This window comes from Martinezella hainanensis, assembly GCF_900094555.1.
Taxonomy (GTDB): domain Bacteria; phylum Pseudomonadota; class Alphaproteobacteria; order Rhizobiales; family Rhizobiaceae; genus Rhizobium; species Rhizobium hainanense.
The window spans coordinates 256,601-281,560 of the sequence record NZ_FMAC01000007.1 but is presented as its reverse complement, the minus strand read 5'-3'; the positions used below and the strand labels follow the sequence as shown (position 1 = coordinate 281,560).

The following is a 24,960-nucleotide window of genomic DNA, read 5'->3' as shown; positions in this document are numbered from 1 at the left end:
ACTTAAAATTTGAATCCGCTCTAGCATCAAAGAAGTAGAGCGTGATGCCGAAAACCGCGTACACTTTTCGGCATCACGCTCTAGTCGGTGGTGAGTTTTCGCGAGAGCGTCGAGGCCAGGTCGCGGATACCGTTGCTGGTCAGCGAATCCTCGTGCCAGCCGTCGATATCGACCACCATGCAGTCCTCTCCGACCGCATCACCCCATCCAAACCGCATTTTGCGCGCCCGAGGATGGGTCGCACTGCTTCTAAGCAGAACGACGCTTTCATCCTTTGTCTGCGGCGGCTTGTAGCGACGCGCTGCCGCCACCAGCAATTTGGTAACGGCCTCGTTCGCCTCCTCTTCAGGGGAATATTGACCGGCCTTGACGCCAAAGATCCTCAGAAGCGACAGTGAGACTTCGAACTCCTTGAGATAGTCGATCAGCCGGATACGGCGGGACAGCAGCTTTCGGGTGAAATAGGCAAGACGCTTACGTCGCCGCTCCCGGTGCCATCGCGCTTGCTCCCGTTTGGGCAAGGAGGCGAAATAACCTGGAGCCCAGGCATCGATGATGGCCGTGACGCCGACATCCATGCCTCTTTCGCGCAGTTGCCGGCTGATTTCCATCGCAAGGACGCCATTGACGCAGAGACCGACGATGGCAATGCGTCCCACGGCCTTGTCGATCTGCATGGCATCGATCGCACGGCCGGCGATATCCTCGATACTGAGACGGTCCAGGCCGCCTTTTAGATCCGCGTGGAACATGTTGACATTGTATACCGAGACCCTGTCCGGTAATTCATTGGCAAGGCGGTAGTACAGGAATGGATGGTTGAGAGTATAGACCGCGCCGGTCCCCACGCCATGTTTGCAGGTAATCAGCTCCCACGGGTTTACGGCTTTTTCCTGCGGTTTCTCGACCTCTTCGCTATCGAAGATTGCAGCTGCAAAGCCCGCAAACGTCGGCTGCTTGAATAGAAGCTGCAATGTCGGGTTTGCGTCGAATCTTGCGCGTGTTTCCGATAGTAGCCGGAGCGCGAGAAGCGAGTGGCCACCGAGCGCGAAGAAATCATCATCCGGGCGTATTTGCGGAACCTGTAGGACTTCCTTCCAGATTTCAGCAAGCGCTTCCATTCGCGTATTCGGTGGCGATTTGCCTGTGACGGCGCCATCCATCGGCGCAGTCTTGGCGGAAGTTGCCACGTGCCGTTCCGGCGCAATGAGCGAAGAAAGCGGCGCCTCAGGGCGATCGAGAGCAATTTCATACGCGTTCCTCCATAGTTGCAGGAGGCTTTCGATGGTGCTGGCTTCGAACAGGTCGGCATTGTATTCGATCGACATGCGCCAGCCGGTCGGCCGTCCGATCATGATGAAGCTGAGGTCGTAGATGACGCCGGGGGACTGCGAGGGCGAGCTGATGAGCTCGAAGCCGCCATAGCGACGATCTTCCAGAAAGGCCTTCTGCAGGTTGAAGTTGACCGAAATCAGCGGGTTGCGAGCCGGATCGCGCACCGGATTGACCAGTTCCACGAGCTTGTTGAACGGCATGCGCTGATGGTTCAGCGCCCCTTCGATCGTCGCGCTGACGGAACGAATATGCTCGGCAAAGCTGACATCGGAGCCGAAATCGAAACGCAGCACGAGATTGTTGATGAAGACGCCGATCATGTCTTCCAGATCGCTGTGTTCGCGACCGGCAATCTGCGAGCCGAAGAGCACGGTCGGCGCTTCGGTCAGCCGATGAAGGGCCGCGCTGAGGACGGCCGCGCCGAAACTATATTGCGAGACGCAATGCGCGCGCGCGGCCGCATCCATGCGATCGGTGAAGGCCGCTGGCTGTACGATGGAGAGAATATCGCCGCGATTGGTTTTGACCTGACCGCGAGGCCGGTCGGAAATGACTTCGAAATAAGGGGCGCCAAGCAGAGTTTCGCGCCAGAAGGTTTTTTCCGTTTCGAAACCATAGCTCTGCAGATATTCCTGCTGCCAGAGGGCATAGTCGCCATATTGCAAGGGCAGCTCGGGCAGGACCGGTGCACGCCCCGCATCGATTGCTGCGGCTATTTCGCCGACTTCCCGCCCGAGAACACGGATCGACCAGCCGTCAAAGCAGCTTTGATGAGCTGTTATCAGCAGGAAGCCACGCTCGTTTTCAGCCATCAGCAGTGTGACGCGGAATAGGCCTGCCGTGCTGAGATCGAAGGGTGCCTGCGCCGTCTCCTCGCCGATCGACAAGATCCGTGCCTGGCGCTGTTCCGGCGGCATGCCGCGCAGATCGATCACCGACATCTTGAAATTGACGTCGCTGACGGCCTGCTGGAAGGGGCTGCCGTTCCTTTCGATAAAGCGGGTTCGAAGTATTTCGTGGCGCTGAATGATCTTTCGAAAGGCTGCCTCAAGGGTCGAGACCCTGAATATCCCCCGGATCTCCCAGCGGACCGCAACGTTGAGCGCGGGGTTGCCGGGATTGAGCTGATCGAGAATCCAGCAGCGCAGCTGTGTCTGCGTACAAGGAAATTCACCGATGATCTGCGGTTCTGCAACCGAGCCGCTTGGACTGTTGTCGACTGTACTCATAGAGATGCCCCCAGGCCGCGGCGTGCGCCGTTACGAAAATCTCGCAGTGATGGAATATGGAGCTGCACAGGGTCGGACTGGTCCCCCCCCTGGGCATCGGCAAAGGCCGCCAGTGCGGTAATCGTTGGATGGCGCAACAGATGTTTTGCCTCCAGCGGCAGCCCGTTGTCGCGCATGCGGGCTGCGATGCGGAATATGGCAAGTGAATCGGCGCCCAGCGCGTAGAGATTGTCGTCGACGCCGATGTCGCCAAGGTTCAGGACATCCTGCCAGATCGCCAGCAGCCGTTGTTCCATCTCGGTTTTCGGCTGGACCTTGGTTGGCGCGGCACCGCGCTGCGGCACGCCACGCTGCTGCAAGGTCTTGCGGTCGAGTTTCCCGTTGCCGGTCTGCGGTAGCTCGCTTTCCATCACCCAGAAGCTCGGCACCATGTGCGCCGGCAGATTAGCTTTGGCATGTGCCGCGATATCGGCTGCGAGTGCATCGTTGCCGCTTACGGCTGGCACGATGTAGCAGACCAATGAACGATCGCCCTTGGCGTTTTCGGCGACGACAGTTGCACATTGGCGCACGCCTTCCACCTTGGAAATGACGGCCTCGATGTCGCCGAGTTCGATGCGGAAGCCGCGCAGCTTGATCTGCTGGTCACGCCGTCCGAGCAGCTGCAGCGACCCATCGGCAAGCCGTCGTCCGACATCGCCGGTCTTGTAAAGCCGCATCGGCCTGCCGACCGCAAAGCAATGCGGAACGAAAGCCTTCTCGGTCAGATCGAGACGATCGAAGTAGCCCTCGGCAAGCCCGTCGCCGCCAATGTGCAGCTCGCCAACGACGCCGACCGGCGCGATATTCTCGCTCTGGTCGAGGATGAAGAGCTGGGTGTTGGCGATCGGATGACCGATTGTGATCGGCTGATCGGCATCCGTGACGCGCTGCAGCGACGACCAGATCGTCGTTTCCGTCGGGCCATACATGTTCCAGAGCTCGCCGCCGATTTGAAGCAGGGAGCGCGCCAGTTCCCTGGGCAGCGGTTCGCCGCCGCAGAGCATTTTCAGCGCCGGCCGATCCTTCAGACCCGCCTCGACAAGCATCTGCCAAAGCGTGGGCGTTGCCTGCAATACAGTAGCGTCGTGGTCGCAGACGAGCTTTGCCAAAGCGAAACCATCCTGCACCTGGCTGCGGCCGGCGATGACGACCTTTCCGCCTGAAATCAGCGGCAGGTAGAGTTCGAGGCCGGCAATATCGAAAGAGATCGTCGTGACGGCAACGAGCGTGTCGCTTGCGCTGAAGCCTGGTTCCTTCGCCATGGAGAGAAGGAAGTTCGTCAGGGATCGATGCGAAACCTCCACGCCCTTCGGCATGCCGGTCGAGCCGGAGGTGAAGATGATGTAGGCCGACGCGGTCGTATCGACGGGCAGGGTCTTCAGCGGAAGGCCAGTCATCGAGCTGATCGCCTTGGCATCCTGATCGAGCCGGATAACGGGAATATCCGCCGCGGCAAGCCGAGCCATGTCGTCGCTGTCGCAGATCAGACCACGGATGCGCGCTATATCCAGCGTCTGCCGCAGGCGCGGTTCCGGATGCGCCGGATCCATCGGAACGTAGGTATGCCCTGCCTTCATGACGGCGAGGAGGGCAACGATCATGTTCAGTGACCGTTCGATCAGGATCGCGATGCGTTGATCCGGGTCTGGAAGCGCCATCTGGAGGTAGAGGGCCAGCTGGTTCGATCGCGTTTCCAGCTCGCCGTACGTGATCGACTGGCCGTCATGTTGAGCAGCAACGGCATCCGGATGTTCGGCTGCACGCCTGGAGAAAAGCGAGAAAACGAATTGATCGTGATCGTAAGACATCGCCGTCCGATTGAGATCGTCGACCAGCCAGGATTTCTCCTCGTCAGAAAGCAGTGGCAGCTCGCCCACCTTGTGATCCATATCCTTGGCCAAGGCTGCCGCCAGCGTCGAGAAATGGCCGATCCATCGTTCCACGGTCGCGCGGTCGAAGACATCGGCGTTGTAGTCGACATCGATGCGGATGTGGTCGCTCGCCTCGATCATGTTGAAGAACAGGTCGAAGTTGGAGAAGGCCTTTGCATTCGGCTCGATGGTCGGCTTGAGGCCGCCAAACGACGATCCGCCGGCCATGCGCTCCAGGTTGAACTGGATTTCGGTGAGCGGCAGGCGGCGCGGATCGCGTTTCGTATCCAGTTTGCGCACCAGCGTACCGTAGGTGTAGTCCTGATGTTCGAAGGCTTGGAAGACGAGCTGCTGCGTTGCCTTCAGATGGGCAGCAAACGGCTCCGCCAGCGAAACCGCCTGACGCAACGGCAGCAGATTGACGCAATGGCCGACGAGGATCTGGCCGTCGAGCAGGCTTTGGCCGGCCGAGGGGATAGCGATGACGATGTCATCCTGACCCGACAGCCGCGATATCATCACCTGGAGGGTCGCGAGCAGGGTGGAGAACAGCGTCGCGCCCGACTTCGCCCCTCTTTTCTTCAGCGCCTTGTAGACATCGGTGCCGATATGGCCGGTGCAGCTTCCGCCGGCAAAGCTGCGATATTCCGGCCGCGGACGATCAAGCGGCAGATCGGGAAGATCCGGAACCGTCTTGAACTGATCGAGCCAGAATTGCTCGGTTGCCTGGGACTTCTCGGGTCTTGGGGAAAGGTCGGTCGAATAGGTGGCAAAGGAGAGCGCCGGCTGGAGTTCCGGAGCACTGCCGGCCTTATAGGCCTCGTAAGCGGATGCCAGTTCTTCGACGACGGTGTTGATCGACCACCCGTCGCAGATGATGTGGTGGGCCGTGAAGACCAGTACGTGTTTTTCGGGTGCCAGCTTGATAATGCTGGCGCGAACCAGAGGACCATTGATGAGATCGAAGGGCGTATGAGCATCATCGTCTATGAGAATGGCAAGCCCCTGGTCATCGATGTCTTCAAGGATCGGCAGCAGGTCGAGCTTGAAGTCCGGAATGAACTGGAAGTGCTCGCCGCCGCGGTCGAAGCGAATATGAAATGCGTCGTGGCGGGCAATAACGGTGTCGAAGGCCTTCTGGATGGCTTTTTCATCCAGCAGTCCCTCCAGCGTCAGCGAAAAGGACTCGTTGAACGAGCATGAGGCTTCGTCGCCCGCCTGGGCTGCAAGCCATATTTCCGTTTGCGCTTCCGTCAGCGGCGCCGATTGCAGCCTTGTTACGGATGCCTGTATCGGCATTGCAGATAGGGTTGGCTCTTCAATCGCGGTGAATATGCCGACGGCCTGCATGGCGTCCAGGCTGTCGCGGAAGGCTTTCGCGATGGAGCGGAAGTCGTCCTCGCTGTGGGCTGTCGTCAGGAAGCAGGGGTAGCCGTCCTGTATATGGACGCCGTTCAGCCGCATCTGAGCATAAAACAGCGCGCCGAGCGGATCCTGGCTGGAGAAGTCGGTGGCAAACCAGCTCTTGTAGCCATGAACGACATCGGCGATGCCGCGCCTGGCAAGATCGGCTTTGATCTCGGCGACGAGCGCCTCGGTTCGCTGGGCCACGCGATCGTAGAGGGCGGAGCCTTCTCCCTTGATATGGTGCAATACCGCCTCGGCGGCTGCGAGCACCAGCGGATGACGCACGAATGTTCCGGCAAAGAAGGTGGGCGCGGTCATCGGAACGGAGTTGTCGCCGTAAGTCCAATGGCCGCCGTCGAGCGCATCCATGAAGCGGGGGCTGCCGACCAGCACGCCGATCGGCATGCCGCCGCCGACGACCTTGCCGTAGGTCGCCATGTCACCCTTGATGCCCCAGATCGCCTGCATGCCGCCCGGATCGACGCGGAAGCCGGTGACGACTTCATCGAAGACGAGCGCGAATTCGGATTGGGTGGCAATGTTGCGCAATTCCCGGACGAATTCGCGCGGCTGCAATTCCGGATGGCGGCTCTGGATCGGCTCGATGATGACGGCAGCGATATCTCCGGCATTGGCACGGATAAAATCGATACTTTCCGGCGCGCCATAGCGCAGGACCGTCATGTTCGACACGGAGGCCATCGGGATGCCCGAGGCAACCGGCAGGGCAATCGGCTTGTCGGCGCGATTGCGGCCCTTGACCAGAACTTCGTCGAACTGGCCGTGATAGTCATTGGCAAAGACCACGACCCGATCGCGGCCGGTGACGGCGCGCGCAAGCCGCATCGCGGCCATGACGGCTTCCGAACCTGTGTTGCAGAAGGTCACCCGATCATGGCCGGTCACTTCGGCAATCATTTTTGCGACATCGCCGGCAAGCGGCGTCTGCGGACCGATCGCAAATCCGCGGTCGGCTTGAGCTTTAACGGCGTCGATCACGAAATCAGGCGCATGGCCGAAGGCCGTCTGTCCGAAGCCATTGACCAGGTCGACATACTGGTTGCCGTCGATGTCCCAGATATAGGCGCCTTTGGAGTGGTCGCAGACGATCGGGAAGACCATCTCCTTCCAATCCGCGCGGAAACCGGATGCGGAGCGCGGATCGGCCAGATGCCCGCGATGACCCTGCGTGAACGACTTGGACTTGGCGTTCTTGGTTTCATAGGCCCTCGTGAGATTGGCGATGAAATCCCGTTTGGCAACGGAAATCTCAGAGGTCACGCTCTTGGCGTTCGGTCGGTAGAGCTTGATGCGCTCAGTGCCGAAATCGCTTTCTGCAGGAGCTGCGGTGGCCGGAGGAGAGGAGGGCTGGCTTGCTGCAGCTTGCGGCGCCGGCAAGACGGGCGCTGTGGGCAGCGTGCTTGGCGCTACGGCAGCCGGAGCCCCGCCCTGCATGGCCTGCAGTATCAGCAACTGCTGGGAAAACAGCGTTTGCGCCATCTGGATCTGGGATTGCAGCACCGTCGCAAGATCCGATGTCCCCGCCGGCATCGATACGGCTTGCGGAGCGGGCATCATGATCGGCATCGGCGCCGGAAGCGGTGTGGCCGGCATCGATGCGACAGCGATTGGGGCGGCGGGCAATGGTTCTGCCATTTTTACCGCATCCGGCGGCATTTGCTGATCGAGATAGACTGCCAGATCGGCTACGGAGGGAATGTCGCTCAGCAGTTCCCGGAAAGAGATCTTGACCTTGAAGTCCTTCTCGATGCGTTGCGCAAACTGGCCGACGAAGAGGGAATCGAAGCCAAGTTCCAGGAAGGTTGCTGCCCGCTCGTCCGGTCCGAGCGTTTCGCCCGACATGTCGCTGAGCAAGGTCAGAAGAGCCGTTTCCAATTGCGGCAGACGGTTGGAGGTGGGAATGGTTGCTGCAACATTCATTGCTCGATTCTCCCCGGTAAGGTTGACGTCAGAGACAAGGGGTTCGGCCACTGGCCGGCTGTCTGTTTCGGCATCGATGTGCTTGGTCGATGCACGGCGCGCGGATGGCGGGGCATCGATCCAGTGGCGCTGCCGCTGGAATGGATAGGTCGGCAGGGACAGCCGATGCTGGGCCGACGATGGAAGAGCCGGCCAATTGAGGCGGCACCCTGCCATCCATAGCTTGCCATGAGCCTCTGCAAGAGTTGCTGCAGCGGCGGATGCCCGATCGTGTTCGGGCAGGCTTTGTACGACCGCGGCAAGACTGTCTCGTGCGATCGTCTGTGCGGCAAAGACCGACAGTGTGCGGCCTGGTCCCACTTCGAGAAGAACCGGTTTGCGGTCGCGGCAGAGCGTAGCAAGCCCGTCGGCAAAGCGAACGGCGTCGCGGCAATGCATGGCCCAGTAATCCGGGGATGTTGCCAATTCGGCGGTCTGCCAATCGCCCGTGACGCCGGAGATGAAGGGGATGGTGGCCGTACCGTAGGTGACCTTCTCCGTCTCCTGGCGTAGGGCTAGAGCCGCATCGTTCATCATCGCGGAATGGAACGCGTGCGATGTGTGCAACCGGCTGAAGGCGATCTCAGCTTCCGAAAGTGCTGCGCAAACCGTCTCGATATCGGCAAAGGGGCCGGAGATGACGCAAAGTTTCGGGGCATTGATCGCGGCGATCTCCACCTCACCTCGCAGATACGAGGTGGTCGTTGCGGCATCGGCGCGAACGGAGACCATCGCCCCTTGCGGCTGATGCTGCATCAACCGCCCGCGATTTGCCACAAGACGCAGGCCATCTTCGAACGAAATGACGTTGGCGAGCGTAGCGGCAACAAATTCGCCAACGCTGTGACCGATCATGGCATACGGCTTGACGCCGCGGCTGAGCCACAATCGGGCAAGCGCATATTCGACAAGATAGAGGCAGGGCTGGGCGATGCGGGTTTCACGCTGCTCGTCGGCGATGGCTTGCGTCGCTGGGCCGATGTGGCAGATGTAGTCGCGCAGGTCGAGCCCGAGCGTCATCTTCAAAAGCTCGGAACCGCGGTCGATCCAGCGGGCAAACTCCGGTTCCGAGCGGTAAAGCCCGGCACCCATGCCGACATATTGCGCGCCTTGGCCGGGAAACATGAAGGCGACCGACGGCTGATCGGCGGCGACGAGAGGCTGGTAGCTCTCCGTCGTCAGCTTGAGGATCGCTTCCTCGATATTTTCGGCGGCGACGGCCAGCCGGTGGTTGAACTCGCGTCGTCCGGTTTGAAGCGTGTGAGCCAGCTGCGCCATCGCAAGCTTCGGGTTTTCGGCGAGATGATTGCTCAGATTGGTGCGCATCTCGGCGAGCGCCTGCTTGTTGCGGGCCGAAAGGGGGAGAATATAATGCCCTTCTACCTCTTTCGACTTAGCCGGTTGGTAGGGGGGCTCCTCCAAAACGACGTGAACATTTGTTCCGCCTACGCCGAAAGCGCTGACCCCCGCTCTTCGCGGCTCCTGTCCCTGTGGCCACTCGATTGCTGTTTCCGGAATGTAGAAGGGGCTTTTCTCAAGATCGATGCGCGGATTTGGCTGGTGATAGTTGGGCATCGGCGGGATCTTTGCGCAGCGCAAGGCCAGCGCCGTCTTGATGAGGCCTGTCACGCCGGCTGCCGCGTCCGTATGGCCGATCGTGCCTTTGACCGACCCAAGCGCGCAATTGGCCGAGCCCGGCGCATCCTGCGCGAAGGCGCGCGTCAATCCGTTGAATTCGATGGGGTCGCCGAGCGGTGTCGCCGTGCCATGGCATTCGATATAACCGATGGTCGAGGGATCGACGGCGGCATTGGCGAGAGCCGTCGCGATTGCTTCGGCCTGGCCTTCTACACTCGGCGCCGTGAAGCCGACCTTGTCGCTGCCGTCATTGTTGATGCCGTAGCCGCGAATGACCGCATAGATGTGATCGCCATCCTTGAGCGCATCTTCATACCGCTTCAGGAGGACGACGCCCGCTCCGCTGGCAAACACCGTGCCGGCGGCGTTGGCATCGAACGGCCGGCAGGTTCCGTCGGGCGAGGCCATGCCGCCTTCCTGGTAGATATAGCCTCGTTTTTGCGGAATGGTAACGGAAATGCCGCCGGCCAGAGCCATGTCGCAACTATAGGTCAGCAGGTTCTGGCATGCCTGAGAAACCGCGAGGAGCGAGGTTGAGCAGGCGGATTGCAAGGTGAAAGCCGGACCGCGCAGGTTGAATTTATAGGCGACGCGGGTCGCCAGCGTGTCGTTGAGCGCGCCGACAAGCTCATGGAAGCAGCCGATCTGGTAGTTCGATGTGAATTCTTCCGCCTTGGCGCGATCGTGCAGAACATTGTTGATCAGATAGGTCGGCATGGAGGAGCCGGCGAAAACCCCGATCAGACCGGCATAGCGCTGTGGATCGTAACCGCCGTCTTCGAGGGCTTCCCAGCATATTTCGAGGAAGATCCGGTGCTGCGGGTCGGTAACAGCAGCCTCGCGCGGAAACATGCCGAAGAACTCGGCGTCGAACATGTCCGCACCATCGAGATGGGGCCTCGCGGCGACATAATTCGGCTGCGCCCGTTCCTCGTCGGTAAACGCGTCTTCGATCTCCTCTGGCGAGAAGAGCGAAAAGGCGCTTTTACCTTCAAGCACCAGCTGCCACAGCGCCTGCACTGAGGGCGCGCCGGGAAAGCGACCGGACATGCCGACAATGGCGATGTGCCCGGAAGTTTGCTCGCTCAGCTCCTCATTGTCTTCGAAATCACGCTGCTTGCCATTCTCCTGGTGATTCCCTTTCATAAGGAGCTCCTGCGGATATGAGAGATCGCCTTCTTCTGCAACGCCGCACGCTGAGCCGCGGCGGCAATGCGGGTCGGGCCGGATGTGCGACCATCCAGATGAAGCGCCAGTTCACGAATTGTCGGATGACGCAGCAACGCAACCACATCGATCGCATGGCCGAGTGCTTCTTCGAGACCGGCATGAATTTCCATCAGCTGAAGGGACGTGCCGCCAAGATCGAAGAAGTTCCGGTCGAGATCGACGCCTTCGAGCGCCAATGCCTCTTGCCATAGGGCCGTCAGCAGTTCCTCGGTCCGGCTCCTGATGTCTGCCGGCTTTGTCTGGCTTTCGACCGGAGGAGGCAGCAACTTCGAACGATCGACTTTACCGGCCGGCGTCAGCGGGAAGGCGTCAACGATGACTGTGGCATTCGGGATCATATAGGCGGGAAGAGCCGCGCGCAGCGTCGCCATGACACCTTGCACCAGATCGGCGCCCGCGCCCACATGGCTTTCCTTCGGGCATAGATAGGCCACGATGCGTTTGAGGTTCTCGCCCTGTATGTGGCAAAGCACGATGCCGTCGGCAAGGCGTGGGTCGCGGCGGAGCGCGGCCTCGATTTCATCGAGCTCTATCCGCTTGCCGTTGATCTTGATCTGCCGATCGCGGCGTCCCTTGAAGGTGACGGTGCCGTCCGGCTTCAGGCAGGCCACGTCACCCGTCAGATAGAAGCGTGTTGCGCCATCCTTGGTTTCGACGGTGACGAATTTCTGTTCCGTCAGTTCCGGCCGCTTGAAATAGCCGATAGCGAGACCGTCACCCGATATCGCCAATTGACCTTCAATGCCGGGTGGAACGACACGCAACTCCTCGTCCAATACAGCGATTCCGGTATGGGCGATCGCCTTGCCGATCGGCAGCTCGGTGCCCGAAAAACTCGGCAGAACCTGAAAGGCGGTGGCAAAGACTGTCGTTTCGGTCGGCCCATAGGCGTTGGTGAGCCTGCAGCCGGGATGATGCTCCAGAAAGCGGCGGGCGTGAACGGCCGAACCGACGTCGCCTCCGAAGAGGATATGACGAAGTTTCGGCAGGGATGAGCGGGCATGATCGGCGAAGAGATTGAACAGCCCTGTCGTCAGGAAGGCGATAGTGACGCCTGTCTCCTGCATGAAATCGGACAGGCGTGAAATCGAGAAATCGGTATCAGGCATGACTGCCAAGATGCTGCCATTGAGAAGCGCACCCCAGATTTCGAGCGTCGATGCGTCGAAGGAGATGGTGGCCGTATGCAGGACGACGTCATTGCGGCTGAATTCGACATAGTTTTGATCGAGAACGACCCGCGAAATGCTGCGATGGCAGATCATCGTTCCCTTGGGCCGCCCGGTCGAGCCGGACGTATACATGATATAGGCAAGATCGCCGCCCGTTATGTCTATTGCCGGCATCGCAGCGCCAGGCCGATGCGCCATTTCTGCGATAATGGCATCCGCTTCGATGACCCTGCCGTTCATGCTCGGCACGCTGGCAAGCTTCTCGCCATGGGCATTATCGACGAAAATGACCTTGGGAGCACATTCTGCGATAACGAAGTCGAGATGTTCCACGGGAAAGGCTGGATCGAGCGGGAGATAGGCGCCACCGGCCTTCAGTATGGCCAGGGTGCAAATGATCGCATTGACGCTGCGCGGTAGAAAGAGGCCGACGATATCGGCCTTGTGCACGCCCACCTTTATCAGATGCAAGGCCAGCGCATCGGATATGCGATCAAGGTCACGATAGTTGATATGGGTGTCGCCGGAGACAAGAGCTGTTGCCTCCGGTACTGCTCTAGCTTGTTCGCGCAGCATTTGATGAAGGCAAAGATTGCGATCGTAATGCATGCTTGCTGCGCCAATTGCGTCTGCCTGCGCCTCGCGGTCAATCATTATCGCTCTCCGGGTTGTCCTGCGATGGATGACGGCATGTTGCGAAATGCTTCATCGTCGACCGCAGAATTTCACGCTGGAGCAAAAGCACCAGCTGGTCATTGGGATGATTGTCCGCACCACCGAAAGTCGTAAGTCATAGGGGCGCGTAGCCATTTTGTCGGAGAGGTCCGCCATGGCGGTCATAACGCGGCCGAAAGCATTATGCGCAACGCCGATCCTGCTGGTCGGTTGATGGTCACGTGGCAGCGTGCAGTTTGGGAAGAAATTGTCGGATGGCTGGATGATCAGGAGGCTATCTGAACTGATAGGCTCTGACGTAATCAACGAACATGAAGGATGGGTCGGCCGCAGCCATCTTGGATATGCCGTCGACGATACCAAGGTCGATGAGCATATACATCGGCTGGCGATGTTCCGGCGGGATCTTGGTTTTCCAGACAAGATTGCCGTCGAAATACATGCGGATGAAATCGGAATCGATCTTCACGCCATAGGTGTGCAAATCAGCGGGGTTTGCAGTGGCGAACACATTGATGCGGGAAAAGGCAGAATCGTGCCGCCCGTCCCGATGCCAGACGTGTACCGTCGAAGAGTAGGCACCGGGCTTGTCACCATAATACTCGATGACGTCTATCTCTGAGGTAGCCTTTGAGCGATCCTTGCCGATAAGCCAGAAGGCTGGCCAGACACCCGGGCCATCCGGCAATCGTGCCCGCATCTCGAAGTAGCCATATTGCTGAGAAAAGCCATTTCCATGCTCATCGACCGAGGCGATCAAGCCGGAGCGCCATAGACCTTTGCCGTCGCGGGCAGCAGTAATGCGCAACATCCCATCCTGTATTGCGAAGGGGAAGTCGCCGCTCGGATCCGAGAAACGGGCGCCACCAAAGTCGCCATTCCATGGTGTGTGGGAAATCCAGCGGGTACCAGGACCCCAGGCAGAGATGCTGAGATCGTTGAAAGCGTCCTCGAAGGTGAGTGTCATGCTGCTGACATCGAGCGTATCGCCGGTATCACCGGCGTGAGCAATTCCTATATCCATGATCGAAACGAGAGCAGCCGCAATGGATGCGTGAAGAAACACGCGGCGGTTGCTCATGCATCGAACATTAGATATCGGCGATAACTGATCCATGCACATAAGCATGAACGGTACAATTTCTGCGGTATAGAACGTATTTCGGCCAGGGCGTCCACCAAAAGGCTTAGGCAAGGCGGAAATACAGTTGCATGGCGCCGTGATAGCTTGCGGCAACATTGAGGCAGAACAACCGGATTGCCAGACATGAATGCCATGGGGCTCGTGACGCTGATTGTAGGAGTTGTTGCGCTGACCGCGCCTGTGCGATGGTCGTTCATTATCATGGTCTTGTCGACGGTATTCGGTGCAGCGGCAGCCTTCAGCATACCCGGACTTGGCGGTGCATCGGTACTCGTGCCGAGCCTGTTTCTGATATTCTTCGCCGCACGGCTGTTTGCAGCCTATGGTGAGGGACCGTTCCTCGGCGCCCTGGTTCCGTGGCGTCCAGGTTTCTTCCTGCTGCTGCTGACGGCTTTTGGCATCTTTACGGCGATTTTCTTCCCGCGCATGTTCCAGGGGATGACGCAGACGATGATGGTTGAACGATCGATCGGCGCACGCAGCCTGATTGCGTTGGTGCCGCTGCGCTTTTCGTCCAACAATATCACTCAATCGGTCTATGCCGTGGGCGGCCTCATTTGTTTCATTACAACCTTTGCCTTCTTTCGGCGTCAGGGTACTCCTTCGGCCTTCATCAATGGCATGCTGGTCGTTGTCGGTGTCAACCTCGGCTTCGCGCTCGCTGATATAGTGACCCATTTCACCCATACAGACTTTCTGCTGAGTTTCGTGCGGACAGCCAATTACGCACTCCTGACCAATGCCGAAAAGGGCGGATTGAAACGCATTTCGGGAACTTTTCCAGAGGCTTCGGCCTTCGCCGATTTCACGCTCGTGCTCTTTGCCATCGTCACCAGCCTCTGGCTTGGAGGCATCCGTTCGAAGGTTACCGGCACTTTGGCAGGTCTGCTGCTGGTCGCGCTGATTCTATCGACGTCGGCGACCGCACTTGTCGGTCTCGCCGCAATCCTGCCGATCCTTAGCCTGCAGTCATTCCTGGCCTCCCGTCGCGAGCCTGGCGCGGGCCGGCCCGTTCTGATCGTGTCCATTCTGGCGAGCATGCCTCTCGTCATCTTCTTCGTTCTCATCGTCATGCCGGATCTCGCGCGTAATTTGCATGATTTTCTGGACGAGATGCTCTTTTCGAAGGCTGATAGCCAGTCGGGGCGCGAGCGTTTCATGTGGAATGCCATGGCTTACCAGGCGTTTCTGGACACCAGCGGCTTCGGTGCCGGCCTTGGGAGCGCTCGGGCATCGAGCTTCGGTCTGGTGCTGCTGTCCAATATCGGCGTCTTCGGCACGCTGCTCTTTGCAATATTTGTCGCTCGGCTTCTTATGGCCGACATGCGCGATCTGCATTCACCATCGCTGGAAACCGCAGCGGTTCTGCGCGCCGCCAAGGCCGGGATCATCACGGTTCTCGTTTCTGCGGCCACGTCCGGCACGGTGTATGATCTCGGGTTGATGTTCTACATCCTCGCAGGCAGCATTTCCGCGTTCAGTGTCGGAGCGCGGCAGATCCGGAGCGACTACAGTCCGCAGTTGGGTACGGTCGGAGAGCTGCGATGAGGATCGTCGTCTTCAACGTCAAATACAGCGAAAACCTCGGCGACGGGCTGCTTGCGGAATGCGTCGAATCCGGCCTGGCGAGCGGCAGGGATGAGATCGAAGTGGAGACGATCGACCTTGCCGGGCGACAGGCCTTCGCGACGGGCCATGGCGGCCGCAGGCGGCTCGTACTGGGATTGCTCCATCGATTGCCCGCAGGTGCCCGTCGACGGCTTGTTCGCGCAGTGCTGGAGCGCAGGTTGCGCGCGCTTCGCGGACAATGGGAAGAGAAGGTTGCGGTTGCCGATGCCGTTGTGATCGGTGGCGGGAACCTGTTTCAGGACGACGACCTCAATTTTCCGCTGAAGATCGGTGCGGTGCTTGATTGTGTCGTGCGGTACGATCGGCCGCTGGCGATCTATGCGGTTGGTGTCGGCGGCCATTGGTCGGAGCCCGCATACCGTCTCTTTGCCCGATTGAAGCAGGCGCGCCTTGTTCATCTTTCGGTGCGCGACGGCTTTGCGCAGGATACCTGGCGCGAGCACTTTCCAGATGGGCCTGCTGCGAAGATCGTACGTGATCCCGGACTGCTGATCCAGGCCTTGCCGGGGCATGGAGGCGCGCGCGCTCCATCCAAAGGCCCTTTGACCATAGGTCTATGCGTCACCGATCCCATCGTCCTGCATCGGCATGGTGCCGTTCATGCCGATGGTATTCCCTTTGCCGATATCGAGGCGTACAGGGATCTGACCGAGCTTCTCCTGGATGATGGCCACCATGTGGTCCTGTTCTGCAATGGGGCCAAAGAGGATCAAGCCTTTGCCGAGCGTATCCGCGCTTCGGTTGCCAAGCATCGCATGGTCACGTCCGGCACCCTTGATATTTCCAGGCGCCCGCGGCTTCCGATCGATCTCATCCAGACCATCCAGTCGCTCGATGTGGTGCTGGCGCACAGATTACACGCATGCATTGCCGCATATGCGCTCGGAATTCCGCATGTTGGCCTGGGCTGGGACAAGAAGGTCGAAGGTTTCTTCAATTCCGTCGGCCGCGAAACCTACTTCATAAAGGGTGCATCGCCGCCGCCCAAGCATGTCGCCCTGTTGCTGAAAGCAGCACAGCAGGAGGGGATAGAGGCGCGCCGCCATCACGATACGATTTCGGAAGCCCGCGCCGGAATCTCGAACATGCGGCGGCATCTGGTCGAGCTCGACCAATGCGCTATGTCGCGAATATAGCTGCACGCAGAACGATACAAGAGACTCTTAGTATAGAATTTGTGATACTGACGGAAATACTCAAAAATATACATAAAAACGGCAAAGTTTGTGCCGCTGTGGCGGTAAAAATTCGAGGAACAACAGATATCGATTTGCAATAAAGACATCGTGGATTTTCTATGGTATTAAATACTTGGAACTCACGAAAAATATATTTTCGAATGACCCACAGAGCATTCGAAATATGCTTTTCGTCCGAGGGGATGACGGCATGGCAGCGCAGCTTTCAATTGAGCATATTCGCAGCCTCGGTGGCGTAGCGCGGACCTTCGTTGCAGGTAGTGCGATCTGCGACTACGACAACGATACGCCGCGCCTTCTCTTTGTGCTTGATGGGTGGGCCTCGTGCAGCAAGATGCTGCCGAATGGCACGCGCTTCATGACGGAATTCGTGCTGCGCGGCGATATGATTTCGACATCCTTGACGGCGCTTTCACGCGAGACCGTGCGGGCGATCACCAATGTCACGGTGATGGTTTTCCCGGACTTCACCTCTCTGCCGAAGATCGAAGCACCAACGTTTTTCTATCGTATCGTCATTGCCGAGCTGGTACGGCACCAGGCGCGCATGTCGGAGAGGCTTGCCAATATAGGGCGCCGCGATGCTCTGGAGAAAACCGGCTACCTGCTGCTTGAACTCGGGGCACGCATCGGCACCTCGCGGGACTATGCAAACGCAGAATACTTCGATTGTCCTTTGACACAGGCGGACATTGGTGACGCGGTCGGCCTGTCGACCGTACACATCAACCGCGTCCTCAGGGACATGCGTGAAGCGGGGCTCCTGTCCTTCCGCAATGGTATTGTCGCCTTTCTCGATCGGCCGCGTCTAGCCGATCTCGTCGACTTCGACGAATCCTGCTTCGACACAACTATGGTTTGAACAATACTTTGTCTCCATTACTAATGGAGCAAGAAAGAATTATTTTATCCAATATTTAAATTCATTATTAACATATGTTAATGCGCGGAAAAACAAAATAAGTAATTACTACGATAACATAAACCTAAAAAAGAGGGGCGAGATATGGGAACTCAAGAAAAGTCTCGGCTTAAACAGAAGTTATTCTCTTTAAATCGAGTAAATACTCTAGTAGTTGCAAGAAATACAAAGGCCATTTTAAGAGTTGGGGGTAACGGCCATGATTGGACAATCGCTCACAAGTGAAAAATTCACGTCAGATACGGGCGCACGCATCATTTCAGTTCGGACATCCGACAGCTTGAGGCCATTCATCGCATCCGGCACGCCCGGCGTCGATGAATGGGAAGACTATATTCTTCTCATAGATTCTCGCGCTCTCGATCGCGAGTGCCTGTCGAAAAGCCTGACCGAATGCGACAGCGCCATGCATATCGTCACGGTGGGTTCGCTCGACGAATGGCAGATGCGCAATATGCAAGTATTACCATCCGCAGTTCTCTTCATGATCGGCGGCCGCAAAGTTTCCGATGCGGATGTGAGCGCCAAGATTTGCGCTCTGGTGGAGAGATTTCAGACGAGCCCGGTGATCGTGGGGGCTGATGGCGACGAGCTTGCACAGTTGCTGCATGCGCTGGAATGCGGCGCCCGCGGTTACATCCCGACCAGCGTCGGAATCAAGGTTGCCGCCGAAGCGGTGGCTCTTGCGCGCGCAGGCGGTGTCTTCGTGCCGGCAAGCAGCCTGTTGGCCGCCAAGGAGGCGATCGCACCGGTTGCCAGCCGCAACTGCTGCCTCGACAGCTTGTTCACTCCGCGCGAAGTCGTCGTTGCAGAGGCTCTGAGGCGGGGTAAGGCAAACAAGATCATCGCCTACGAGATGGATCTTTGCGAGAGCACGGTCAAAGTGCACATTCGCAATATCATGAAGAAGCTGAACGCGACGAACCGAACGGAAGTTGCCTACAAGATCCGGGAACTCGTTCGGTAATATCTTCCGGTCAGGGCCGCTGATCGTGGCAAGCAATGCCGGCAAGGACCGTGTCGCTTCAGCTCGAAGTTAGCGGTCCCGGCACCGGAGTATGCAAATGCCCCGCAGGGCTGGCCTATATAGAACGTCGGCCTTTGAAGCCGCGGTCGTTTGACGGAAAAAGCGCCGGCGGCGACGTGCCGCCGAAGGATCACATAACAAGCTTGAGATTCCCGTGTGTTTGAGCTGCCGCGCCCTTTCCAAGGGGCGGGCCAATAGGCATGTCTGTCCGGAGTTTGAGCTTGCGGTCTTCGCACAACCAGCGGAGCTTCCACGCGCTGCGGTGACGGAAGCTCGAAAACCCAATCCAACAATGTCGATGCTGTTTGGCGGCCGAAGCTCGTGCAGGTTAGCTCAGTGCTGTACTATACGCAGCGAAGCGATCTCCGCAGGCTTGTCGTCGATGATGGCGCTGACGGTCAGGAGACCGGGCTGACGCAATCTCAACGGCGAAAAGACAAGGCTGGCGCCGACGACGACATTGATCGGAATATCGCTTGATTCCGCATCCTCGGTGATATCCCTCTGCTCGCTGAGCTGGGCGGCGTCCAACCGCTCTTCAAGAAGCGGTTGACGGTCCCCTGGCGCTATGCAGCGCAAAACGATCGATCGGTAGGGTTCCGTTGCCAAGGTGATCAGATTCACGTGCACACAGAATTTGGGCAGTGAAATGGGAAATTCCGGTAGCATCAGTACGCCGCTATAGACGCCGATGAAGCTGAGTTTTTCGCCGATTTCGGTGCGAACGTCGTCGCAGAAGATGCAATATCCGTAGCGCATGTGCTTCAATCATCCCGATCGTTGTTGCCGCGAGCGATTATCGTGCGGATGGCCCTCGAAGAACTCCAGGAAACAGCTCCGCCGGAACGAACGGGATGGATAGCAGCCCGCGTCTCCGGTTCGGAGAGGTAATTGCCTTCTGCTGGCGACCCCTTGGGATCGCACAGCTCAATGTGGATTTCTTTGTCGAGCGCCCAGGCGAGATCCGCAATCGAACGAAGCGGAAGCTCCGTCTGTCCGCAGAGATAGCGGTTCAGATCCTTTCGGCTGACACCGACCAATTCCGCAAGTCGCTGCTGAGTAAACCCTTTCTGTGACCGCCTTTCGAGGACGGCGGCAGCCAGATCACTGCGAACATTCGCGATGAAACGGCTGGCTGCCCGCGCCCGCGCCCCTATCTCAAACCGAAATGACATCTTCCGGATTTACTCCCTCTACGCACAACGCATCATCCACACCAAGCGTCCGGCGCAATCGACGCACCTCCAGCCGATAGCCGCGGTAAAGATCATGATCCTTCACATGATCGGCCCAGTCTCCAAAGACAGCGACAAAGCAGTCACGCATGGCAAACCAGCCGAATATGCGGAAATCGACGGTCTTTAATTCCCAAACTGCATTTCGTTCGACCCGGATTGCCCGGAACTGCCTGCAATGAATGAGCGGTTTCCCTGAAACGAATGTATAGAAAAGAAAATCCAGCTGCTCGACAGGCCTGAGGACCGCACCGAGCGACGATGGTTCGTCCTTGCTTACGCGTTCGCTCAACCAATTCACAAAGCTTGGCGTCGCGAAGAGCAGTCGCTTGGGTGACTGCTTTCGACCAAGCTGAATCTCAACTTTAACGATTGCTTCGGACGCCACGAGACTGTCAAACGTAGCCATAGCTGTCAATTAATCCATTATCATGTGGCAAGCCTTTCATCGAAGCTATCTATGGGTAGCATGAATTGCTGCACACTTGGATTGTATTTATCTAGCTTTCATATGGGTTAGAATGCCTAAGCAAAGAAGAGTATAGCTCATACGTCATAGCGATACACATCTAATCATTTACCCATTTCGAGGTAGGCGATTTATATTTCACATAATCCTGCGTTGCTGTCTTAGTCCGAACGGTTCTCTTGTTCGGCTCTCCATCCGCAGCCTATTAAAATGCTCGAGGGCTGCGAATGGTCGCTTGCCCCGTCATGGAGAACAGGGAGGATCACATGAGGACGATTGGAGCTCTCGCCATCTTGCTGGCAAGCACGTCTTTGACACTTGCCGGACCCCCGTCGCCGCCAGCCGAAAATGAATCGTTTATCGGCCAGGTGGGTGCGTTCAATGGTGCTTTCGTCAGTCAGAACACTGGTAACAATGACGCTCTGACATTCCAGAATGGCGTCGGCAATTTCGCCGTCACCAATCAGGACAAGGCCAAGTCCAACACATCAGCCATCCTGCAATTCGGTGACGGCAACGTCGCTTTCGCTGACCAGAAAGGCAAGACCAACGACCAGAGCACGTTCCAGGCCGGCGTCATGAATTTCGCCTCCACCCTGCAGCGGGACGGTGCGGATAATAACTCGACGATCGCCCAGTTCGGTTTTGGCAATTCCGCCTTCGCGGATCAGTCCAAGGGAGATAACTCTCAAGATACTTTACAAGTCGGCGGCCTGAACTTCGCCTCGACGAACCAGACCGACGGCAAGCATGGCGGAAACGACTCCAATACCATGCAGTTCGGCTGGGGTAACGGTGCCATCGTCGGCCAGGACGGCGGTGGCAACGACCAGACGACGCTGCAGGTCGGCGCCGGCAACTTTGCCGTCACCTCTCAATTTGGCGTCATCGGCTTCAACGGCAATGCCTCGACGACGACGCAGTTCGGTTGGGGCAACATATCCTTTGCCGATCAGGCTGGCGGCAACAACTCGCAAGACACGTTCCAGGCCGGCGGGCACAACTTCGCCCTGACCGGCCAATCGTCGTTCTTCGGATCGAACAAGGCGACCACGGCTCAGTTCGGTGTGGGCAACACCGCTCTGACATCCCAGATCGCCAATCCGCTCGGCTCCAACAATTCGATGATCGTGCAGGCCGGCTATCGCAATACCGCGATCGCTTCGCAATCGGGGCTGCAGACCGTGTTCCCCGTCAGCGGCTCGAACCTTCAGGGAACCATCCAGATCGGTTCGGGGAACTATGCCGTTACCTCTCAGACCAGCTCGAGCGGGCTGACGAACACGTCGGTTACAGCGCAGTTCGGCTATCGCAACACGGCCGTTACCGTCCAGCACTGAGTGAGCCTATGGAGGAGGCGAAAGCAAATGTCCGCCTCCTCCTCCTTTAACCGGATTGAGCCAGTCATCTATGCTGGTAGCAATCGCAGGCGATCAGCGTTTTCTTTATTTCTGCATTCCTTTTTCTTTTCGATGCTGCTGCTTCCGCGCATCGCTCCCGCCTCGCAGACCGGGATCGAGTGCCTGGTAACGGCAGATAAAAGAGAACCGTTTCTTGTTGTACGGGCGATCGCAAGGTCAGATGTAGCAGTATCCGGGACATACAAGCTGGTTCTCATCAAGCACAATACAGAAGGAACGAGTCACAGCATTCAGCAAGGCAGCTTTGACTTGCAGCCAGGTTCGGACAATCTCCTTGCCACGACGATGATCGACGCCGGAGACGATGCCGAACTGATTGCAAAACTATTGATCGAAACCGATCGAGGTACGTCACAATGCGAATTACCGGAATGAAATGTCTGAAGAGTTCGAAGATCTTATCAAGTGCGATCATCGCATTGAGCACTTCATTCTACGTGATGACAGCAGAATGCAGAGCCGAAACGGCCTATGTCGCTCAAATTCCGGTTAATGTGACCACACCGGTAACATTCAACGATGTTACCACTCAGCCACTACCGGAGAGGCGTCATCCATCGGCAAATTACGCCGGGATGGGTGCTATAAATGTGCCGGAAGCGAATGTTGGGTCACGCGGCAATAATATAGCGCAGACACTGCAGATTGGTATGCGTAATAGTGTGTATCAGCTCCAAGGCGGGTCAGGTAATATATCAACTGCAGGAATCATAGGAAACTACGGAAATATAAACGTACTGCAAGCCGGAAATAACCTTAGATCGAATGTCGTATTGCTGAATGGGGCGGGCTTGAATGTTAGTGTTCTTCAGCCTGCAGGTTCCGCACCGGTCAATGTGCTGATCGCACGCTTGCCGGGTGGTGGATTGCTTATCAAGCGCTGAGTGGGCGCGGCCATGTTTTCGGGCAACGGAGAAGATGCCAATGATGATACGTAGGGCGATCGCTGCAATCGGTCTGATTGCAGCAATGACAATGTCGGCCTCCGCCGGGCAGTTGGTCTATCAGCCGACCAATCCGACCTTTGGGGGCAATCCGCTGAATGGCACGTTCCTGCTGTCGACGGCGCAAACGCAGGGCGATGGCGTCAAATCCGGCCAGCAGCAGACACCGGATCTATCCGGTCTCAACAATGCGCTGGGCAACCTTGGAAATGTCAATCAAGGCACGGGTTCAACTGGAACATCTCCAGTCATCGTGATCCAGAGCGGCCAGGTGCCGGCTAATCCTTGAGCCAAATTGATTGCGTCATCGTTCGGTGTTGTTGGGAGCGATTTATTCGAGCGGCCATGTCACATGTTGGTTTTCCTGTCGCAGCCATTCTATGCGGGTTGGGTCTTGGTGGCTGCGCCGCCGCGGGCAGCAGCCTCGACCCGATGAGTACTCCAGCAACGCTTATGCCTGCCACGAAGTCGGGTGTGGCATTGGAGAGTCTTCCGCCGCCCATACAAAAGCTTGATGTGGCAGTCTATTCGTTTCCTGACCTGACTGGGCAGAACAAACCCAATGAAAACTTTGCCGAATATTCCCGCGCTCTGACGCAAGGCGGCGCGCAGCTGTTGACTGACGTTCTGACCAAAGCCGGTAACGGCAACTGGTTCAATGTCGTCGAGCGCACGGACCTGCAATCGCTGCTGCAGGAACGGCAGATCATCCAGAATACACGGTCGGCGGTCTACGGCGCCAAGGCTGGCGGCATCCCGCCGCTCCGGTTCGCCGGCGTGCTGCTCGATGGCGGTATCATAGGTTATGATTCCAATGAAACGACGGGCGGTATCGGCGCCAACTATCTCGGGATTGGCGGAAACACGCAGTATCGCAAGGACATCGTGACCGTCTCCCTGCGGGCCGTCAGCGTCAGTACGGGGCGTGTGCTGGCCTCAGTCAGTACCACCAAGACGATCTACTCCGTCCAACTGCAGGGATCGGCGTTCCGCTTTGTCGGCGTCGACCAGTTGCTCCAGATCGAAGGCGGCATTACACGAAATGCGCCGACGACCCTGGGCGTCCAGGAAGGCATTCAGCTTGCGGTCTATTCGCTGATCTTCGAAGGCGTGAGGAACGGGCTGTGGCAATTCAGGGATGCGGCCGCCGGCGCGGCCTTCATGCGATATCTGGACGAGCATCAAAGGGCCATGACGTATAAGCTCGATGCCAACGGCCGGCCGATCGGCCCGGCGGTCACCGTTCCCGCCGCCAGCGTGGCGCAACCGGCCGTCGAGGCGGCATCCCAGCCCATCCCGATCAAAGACAAGCCGAAAAGCTCATGATCAGTGTCGGCGCCGCATCATTTTTTCCGGCAGATTTCCGATTGTGCGTTGTCAGGTCCGCACGTTGCCGCTCCATTCTGGGTGCTTGCGCTCGGATTTGGTTTGGCCGGCGCCTTGGCGGCAGGTCCTTTTTCCAGAGCGCCGTTCTTCCTCACCGGAATACGTCCTTTCACCTGGGGAATTTGGGTCTCCGAAAATCCGGACCGCCGGATGATGGGTTGGCTGCTTGCTAGAACATCCGCTGCGCCAAGCGTGCCGGCAAGAAGCAAGATAATCGTAACAGCGATGATTTTATTGGGATGCATCATGACGATACTGCTCCTAAATCGCAATCTCGAGCCGATATCGAATTATCGGCTCCGAACATGCCGCTCTCGACGTTTCAACTGGCTGAAGGCCTCTCAATTTCATATTTGCTGCCGTTCTTATCGGCGATCTTGTGCTGGCCGCGCGCACGGGGCGATTCACCATTGTCTGCCGTCGAAACGCAGTCAGCGTGACACTGTGCCTGACCCAACCGTCGGCAAGTGGCCATCGGTCGGTGCGGGTGCGGCTCGCTCGGTGACGCCATTGCCCACATTCGGAAAAATGCTGCTTGCCAATCGGACTTTTGCTTGCGCTCGTGATGCCTGCCTTGGTTTGCGCGGCGTCGTCCGACGGTTGGCCGGCGGCTGAGGCGCGGGCATGACGGATGTCTCCGGCAGTTGTTCGACGAAGGCAGGATTTGTTTCCGCAGAGGGGGCTTGTTGCAGATAGCTTTCGTCGCATACGGCGCCATCGGTCAGCGCAAGCATGACGATCAGGGAGTAACCGGCAATGAGCTTTGATGTCATCTGAATCGATTCCCCTCGCGTGTCATTAAATATTAAATGCCTATATCTTCCTATATTGAATAATGAATTGAAATTTCATTTGTTTAAGTCAAACTTAAAGCAATCTATATTCGACATTATTATCATTTTATTGTAAAATTGCAACTTAAATCGGGAGGAGAGGATGAATTTATATTTGAGGCCGTCTGTGTGTTGTGTGGCTTTCCTGCTTTGGGGAGCAGGTGTTTCCTCG

At 57.8% G+C, this 24,960-nt stretch carries 18 protein-coding genes; 9 read left to right on the top strand and 9 right to left on the bottom strand.

Annotation, left to right across the window (positions count from 1 at the left end; all coding sequences use genetic code 11):
* Positions 1–80: 80 nt before the first annotated feature.
* The 4 genes from GA0061100_RS22730 to GA0061100_RS22715 form a co-directional block, all read right to left on the bottom strand.
* Positions 81–2,564, bottom strand: a complete 2,484-nt coding sequence (locus GA0061100_RS22730; protein WP_075855005.1) for a condensation domain-containing protein — start codon at positions 2,562–2,564, stop codon at positions 81–83.
* Positions 2,561–10,648, bottom strand: coding sequence for a hybrid non-ribosomal peptide synthetase/type I polyketide synthase (locus tag GA0061100_RS22725; protein ID WP_075855004.1), 8,088 nt, complete (start codon positions 10,646–10,648; stop codon positions 2,561–2,563). Before GA0061100_RS22725 ends, GA0061100_RS22730 begins: the two co-directional genes overlap by 4 nt.
* A complete protein-coding gene (locus GA0061100_RS22720; protein WP_075855003.1) occupies positions 10,645–12,558 on the bottom strand; it encodes a non-ribosomal peptide synthetase in 1,914 nt (637 codons plus the stop codon). The genes GA0061100_RS22725 and GA0061100_RS22720 overlap by 4 nt, the downstream gene beginning before the upstream one ends.
* Positions 12,559–12,853: 295 nt before the next feature.
* Positions 12,854–13,819 carry a glycoside hydrolase family 16 protein gene (locus GA0061100_RS22715; RefSeq protein WP_244557924.1) on the bottom strand — a complete coding sequence of 322 codons (966 nt, stop codon included), beginning with the start codon at positions 13,817–13,819 and terminating at the stop codon, positions 12,854–12,856.
* A 27-nt stretch (positions 13,820–13,846) separates the two neighbouring features.
* Between GA0061100_RS22715 and GA0061100_RS22710 the strand changes: the two genes are divergently transcribed.
* The 4 genes from GA0061100_RS22710 to GA0061100_RS22695 all read left to right on the top strand — a co-directional run bounded on the left by GA0061100_RS22710 (position 13,847) and on the right by GA0061100_RS22695 (position 18,440).
* Positions 13,847–15,271 (top strand): hypothetical protein, encoded by a 1,425-nt coding sequence (locus tag GA0061100_RS22710; protein WP_075855001.1) that lies wholly within the window; start codon positions 13,847–13,849, stop codon positions 15,269–15,271.
* A complete protein-coding gene (locus GA0061100_RS22705) occupies positions 15,268–16,488 on the top strand; it encodes a polysaccharide pyruvyl transferase family protein (RefSeq protein ID WP_075855000.1) in 1,221 nt (406 codons plus the stop codon). The genes GA0061100_RS22710 and GA0061100_RS22705 overlap by 4 nt, the downstream gene beginning before the upstream one ends.
* Before the next feature lie 253 nt (positions 16,489–16,741).
* Positions 16,742–17,413 carry a Crp/Fnr family transcriptional regulator gene (locus GA0061100_RS22700; RefSeq protein WP_075855127.1) on the top strand — a complete coding sequence of 224 codons (672 nt, stop codon included), beginning with the start codon at positions 16,742–16,744 and terminating at the stop codon, positions 17,411–17,413.
* A gap of 259 nt (positions 17,414–17,672) precedes the next feature.
* Positions 17,673–18,440, top strand: coding sequence for a response regulator transcription factor (locus tag GA0061100_RS22695; protein WP_075854999.1), 768 nt, complete (start codon positions 17,673–17,675; stop codon positions 18,438–18,440).
* 393 nt (positions 18,441–18,833) lie between these two features.
* On the opposite strand, the gene GA0061100_RS22690 is transcribed toward GA0061100_RS22695, so the two are convergent.
* From GA0061100_RS22690 to GA0061100_RS22680, 3 genes are read right to left on the bottom strand one after another with little or no spacing between them, the layout of a single operon-like run.
* On the bottom strand, positions 18,834–19,259 hold the full coding sequence (locus tag GA0061100_RS22690; RefSeq protein ID WP_075854998.1) for a DUF6941 family protein: 426 nt from the start codon (positions 19,257–19,259) through the stop codon (positions 18,834–18,836).
* A gap of 5 nt (positions 19,260–19,264) precedes the next feature.
* Positions 19,265–19,675 carry a helix-turn-helix domain-containing protein gene (locus tag GA0061100_RS22685; protein ID WP_143525512.1) on the bottom strand — a complete coding sequence of 137 codons (411 nt, stop codon included), beginning with the start codon at positions 19,673–19,675 and terminating at the stop codon, positions 19,265–19,267.
* A complete protein-coding gene (locus GA0061100_RS22680; RefSeq protein ID WP_075854996.1) occupies positions 19,659–20,144 on the bottom strand; it encodes a hypothetical protein in 486 nt (161 codons plus the stop codon). The genes GA0061100_RS22685 and GA0061100_RS22680 overlap by 17 nt, the downstream gene beginning before the upstream one ends.
* A gap of 326 nt (positions 20,145–20,470) precedes the next feature.
* On the opposite strand from GA0061100_RS22680, the gene GA0061100_RS22675 reads away from it, so the two are divergent.
* The 5 genes from GA0061100_RS22675 (at position 20,471) to GA0061100_RS22655 (ending at position 23,895) form a co-directional block, all read left to right on the top strand.
* A complete protein-coding gene (locus tag GA0061100_RS22675; RefSeq protein WP_075854995.1) occupies positions 20,471–21,544 on the top strand; it encodes a hypothetical protein in 1,074 nt (357 codons plus the stop codon).
* Positions 21,545–21,571: 27 nt separating this feature from the next.
* Positions 21,572–22,000 (top strand): curli-like amyloid fiber formation chaperone CsgH, encoded by a 429-nt coding sequence (csgH, locus tag GA0061100_RS22670; RefSeq protein ID WP_075854994.1) that lies wholly within the window; start codon positions 21,572–21,574, stop codon positions 21,998–22,000.
* Positions 21,982–22,509: a hypothetical protein gene (locus GA0061100_RS34470; protein ID WP_143525511.1), complete on the top strand. Its 528-nt coding sequence runs from the start codon at positions 21,982–21,984 to the stop codon at positions 22,507–22,509. Before csgH ends, GA0061100_RS34470 begins: the two co-directional genes overlap by 19 nt.
* 40 nt (positions 22,510–22,549) lie before the next feature.
* The gene (locus GA0061100_RS22660) at positions 22,550–22,858 is read left to right on the top strand and encodes a curli assembly protein CsgF (protein WP_244557923.1); all 309 of its coding nucleotides are present in this window, start codon (positions 22,550–22,552) and stop codon (positions 22,856–22,858) included.
* Positions 22,859–23,085: 227 nt separating this feature from the next.
* Positions 23,086–23,895: a CsgG/HfaB family protein gene (locus GA0061100_RS22655; protein WP_244557922.1), complete on the top strand. Its 810-nt coding sequence runs from the start codon at positions 23,086–23,088 to the stop codon at positions 23,893–23,895.
* A gap of 17 nt (positions 23,896–23,912) precedes the next feature.
* On the opposite strand, the gene GA0061100_RS22650 is transcribed toward GA0061100_RS22655, so the two are convergent.
* Together GA0061100_RS22650 and GA0061100_RS22645 are read right to left on the bottom strand one after the other, a co-directional pair.
* On the bottom strand, positions 23,913–24,203 hold the full coding sequence (locus GA0061100_RS22650) for a hypothetical protein (RefSeq protein WP_075854992.1): 291 nt from the start codon (positions 24,201–24,203) through the stop codon (positions 23,913–23,915).
* A gap of 183 nt (positions 24,204–24,386) precedes the next feature.
* Entirely contained in the window at positions 24,387–24,728 is a 342-nt protein-coding gene (locus GA0061100_RS22645) for a hypothetical protein (protein WP_075854991.1), read from the bottom strand.
* Positions 24,729–24,960: the final 232 nt, after the last annotated feature.

Bases quoted from the DNA above. Each gene is read 5' to 3' on its own strand.
- GA0061100_RS22680 (WP_075854996.1), bottom strand. From the start codon at position 20,144: ATGGCTACGTTTGACAGTCTCGTGGCGTCCGAAGCAATCGTTAAAGTT.
- GA0061100_RS34470 (WP_143525511.1), top strand. From the start codon at position 21,982: ATGCGAATTACCGGAATGAAATGTCTGAAGAGTTCGAAGATCTTATCA.
- GA0061100_RS22690 (WP_075854998.1), bottom strand. From the start codon at position 19,259: ATGCGCTACGGATATTGCATCTTCTGCGACGACGTTCGCACCGAAATC.
- GA0061100_RS22720 (WP_075855003.1), bottom strand. From the start codon at position 12,558: ATGATTGACCGCGAGGCGCAGGCAGACGCAATTGGCGCAGCAAGCATG.
- GA0061100_RS22675 (WP_075854995.1), top strand. From the start codon at position 20,471: ATGAGGACGATTGGAGCTCTCGCCATCTTGCTGGCAAGCACGTCTTTG.
- csgH (WP_075854994.1), top strand. From the start codon at position 21,572: ATGTCCGCCTCCTCCTCCTTTAACCGGATTGAGCCAGTCATCTATGCT.
- GA0061100_RS22725 (WP_075855004.1), bottom strand. From the start codon at position 10,648: ATGAAAGGGAATCACCAGGAGAATGGCAAGCAGCGTGATTTCGAAGAC.
- GA0061100_RS22700 (WP_075855127.1), top strand. From the start codon at position 16,742: ATGGCAGCGCAGCTTTCAATTGAGCATATTCGCAGCCTCGGTGGCGTA.
- GA0061100_RS22650 (WP_075854992.1), bottom strand. From the start codon at position 24,203: ATGATGCATCCCAATAAAATCATCGCTGTTACGATTATCTTGCTTCTT.
- GA0061100_RS22710 (WP_075855001.1), top strand. From the start codon at position 13,847: ATGAATGCCATGGGGCTCGTGACGCTGATTGTAGGAGTTGTTGCGCTG.
- GA0061100_RS22660 (WP_244557923.1), top strand. From the start codon at position 22,550: ATGATGATACGTAGGGCGATCGCTGCAATCGGTCTGATTGCAGCAATG.
- GA0061100_RS22715 (WP_244557924.1), bottom strand. From the start codon at position 13,819: ATGTTGCCGCAAGCTATCACGGCGCCATGCAACTGTATTTCCGCCTTG.
- GA0061100_RS22645 (WP_075854991.1), bottom strand. From the start codon at position 24,728: ATGACATCAAAGCTCATTGCCGGTTACTCCCTGATCGTCATGCTTGCG.
- GA0061100_RS22695 (WP_075854999.1), top strand. From the start codon at position 17,673: ATGATTGGACAATCGCTCACAAGTGAAAAATTCACGTCAGATACGGGC.
- GA0061100_RS22730 (WP_075855005.1), bottom strand. From the start codon at position 2,564: ATGAGTACAGTCGACAACAGTCCAAGCGGCTCGGTTGCAGAACCGCAG.
- GA0061100_RS22685 (WP_143525512.1), bottom strand. From the start codon at position 19,675: ATGTCATTTCGGTTTGAGATAGGGGCGCGGGCGCGGGCAGCCAGCCGT.
- GA0061100_RS22705 (WP_075855000.1), top strand. From the start codon at position 15,268: ATGAGGATCGTCGTCTTCAACGTCAAATACAGCGAAAACCTCGGCGAC.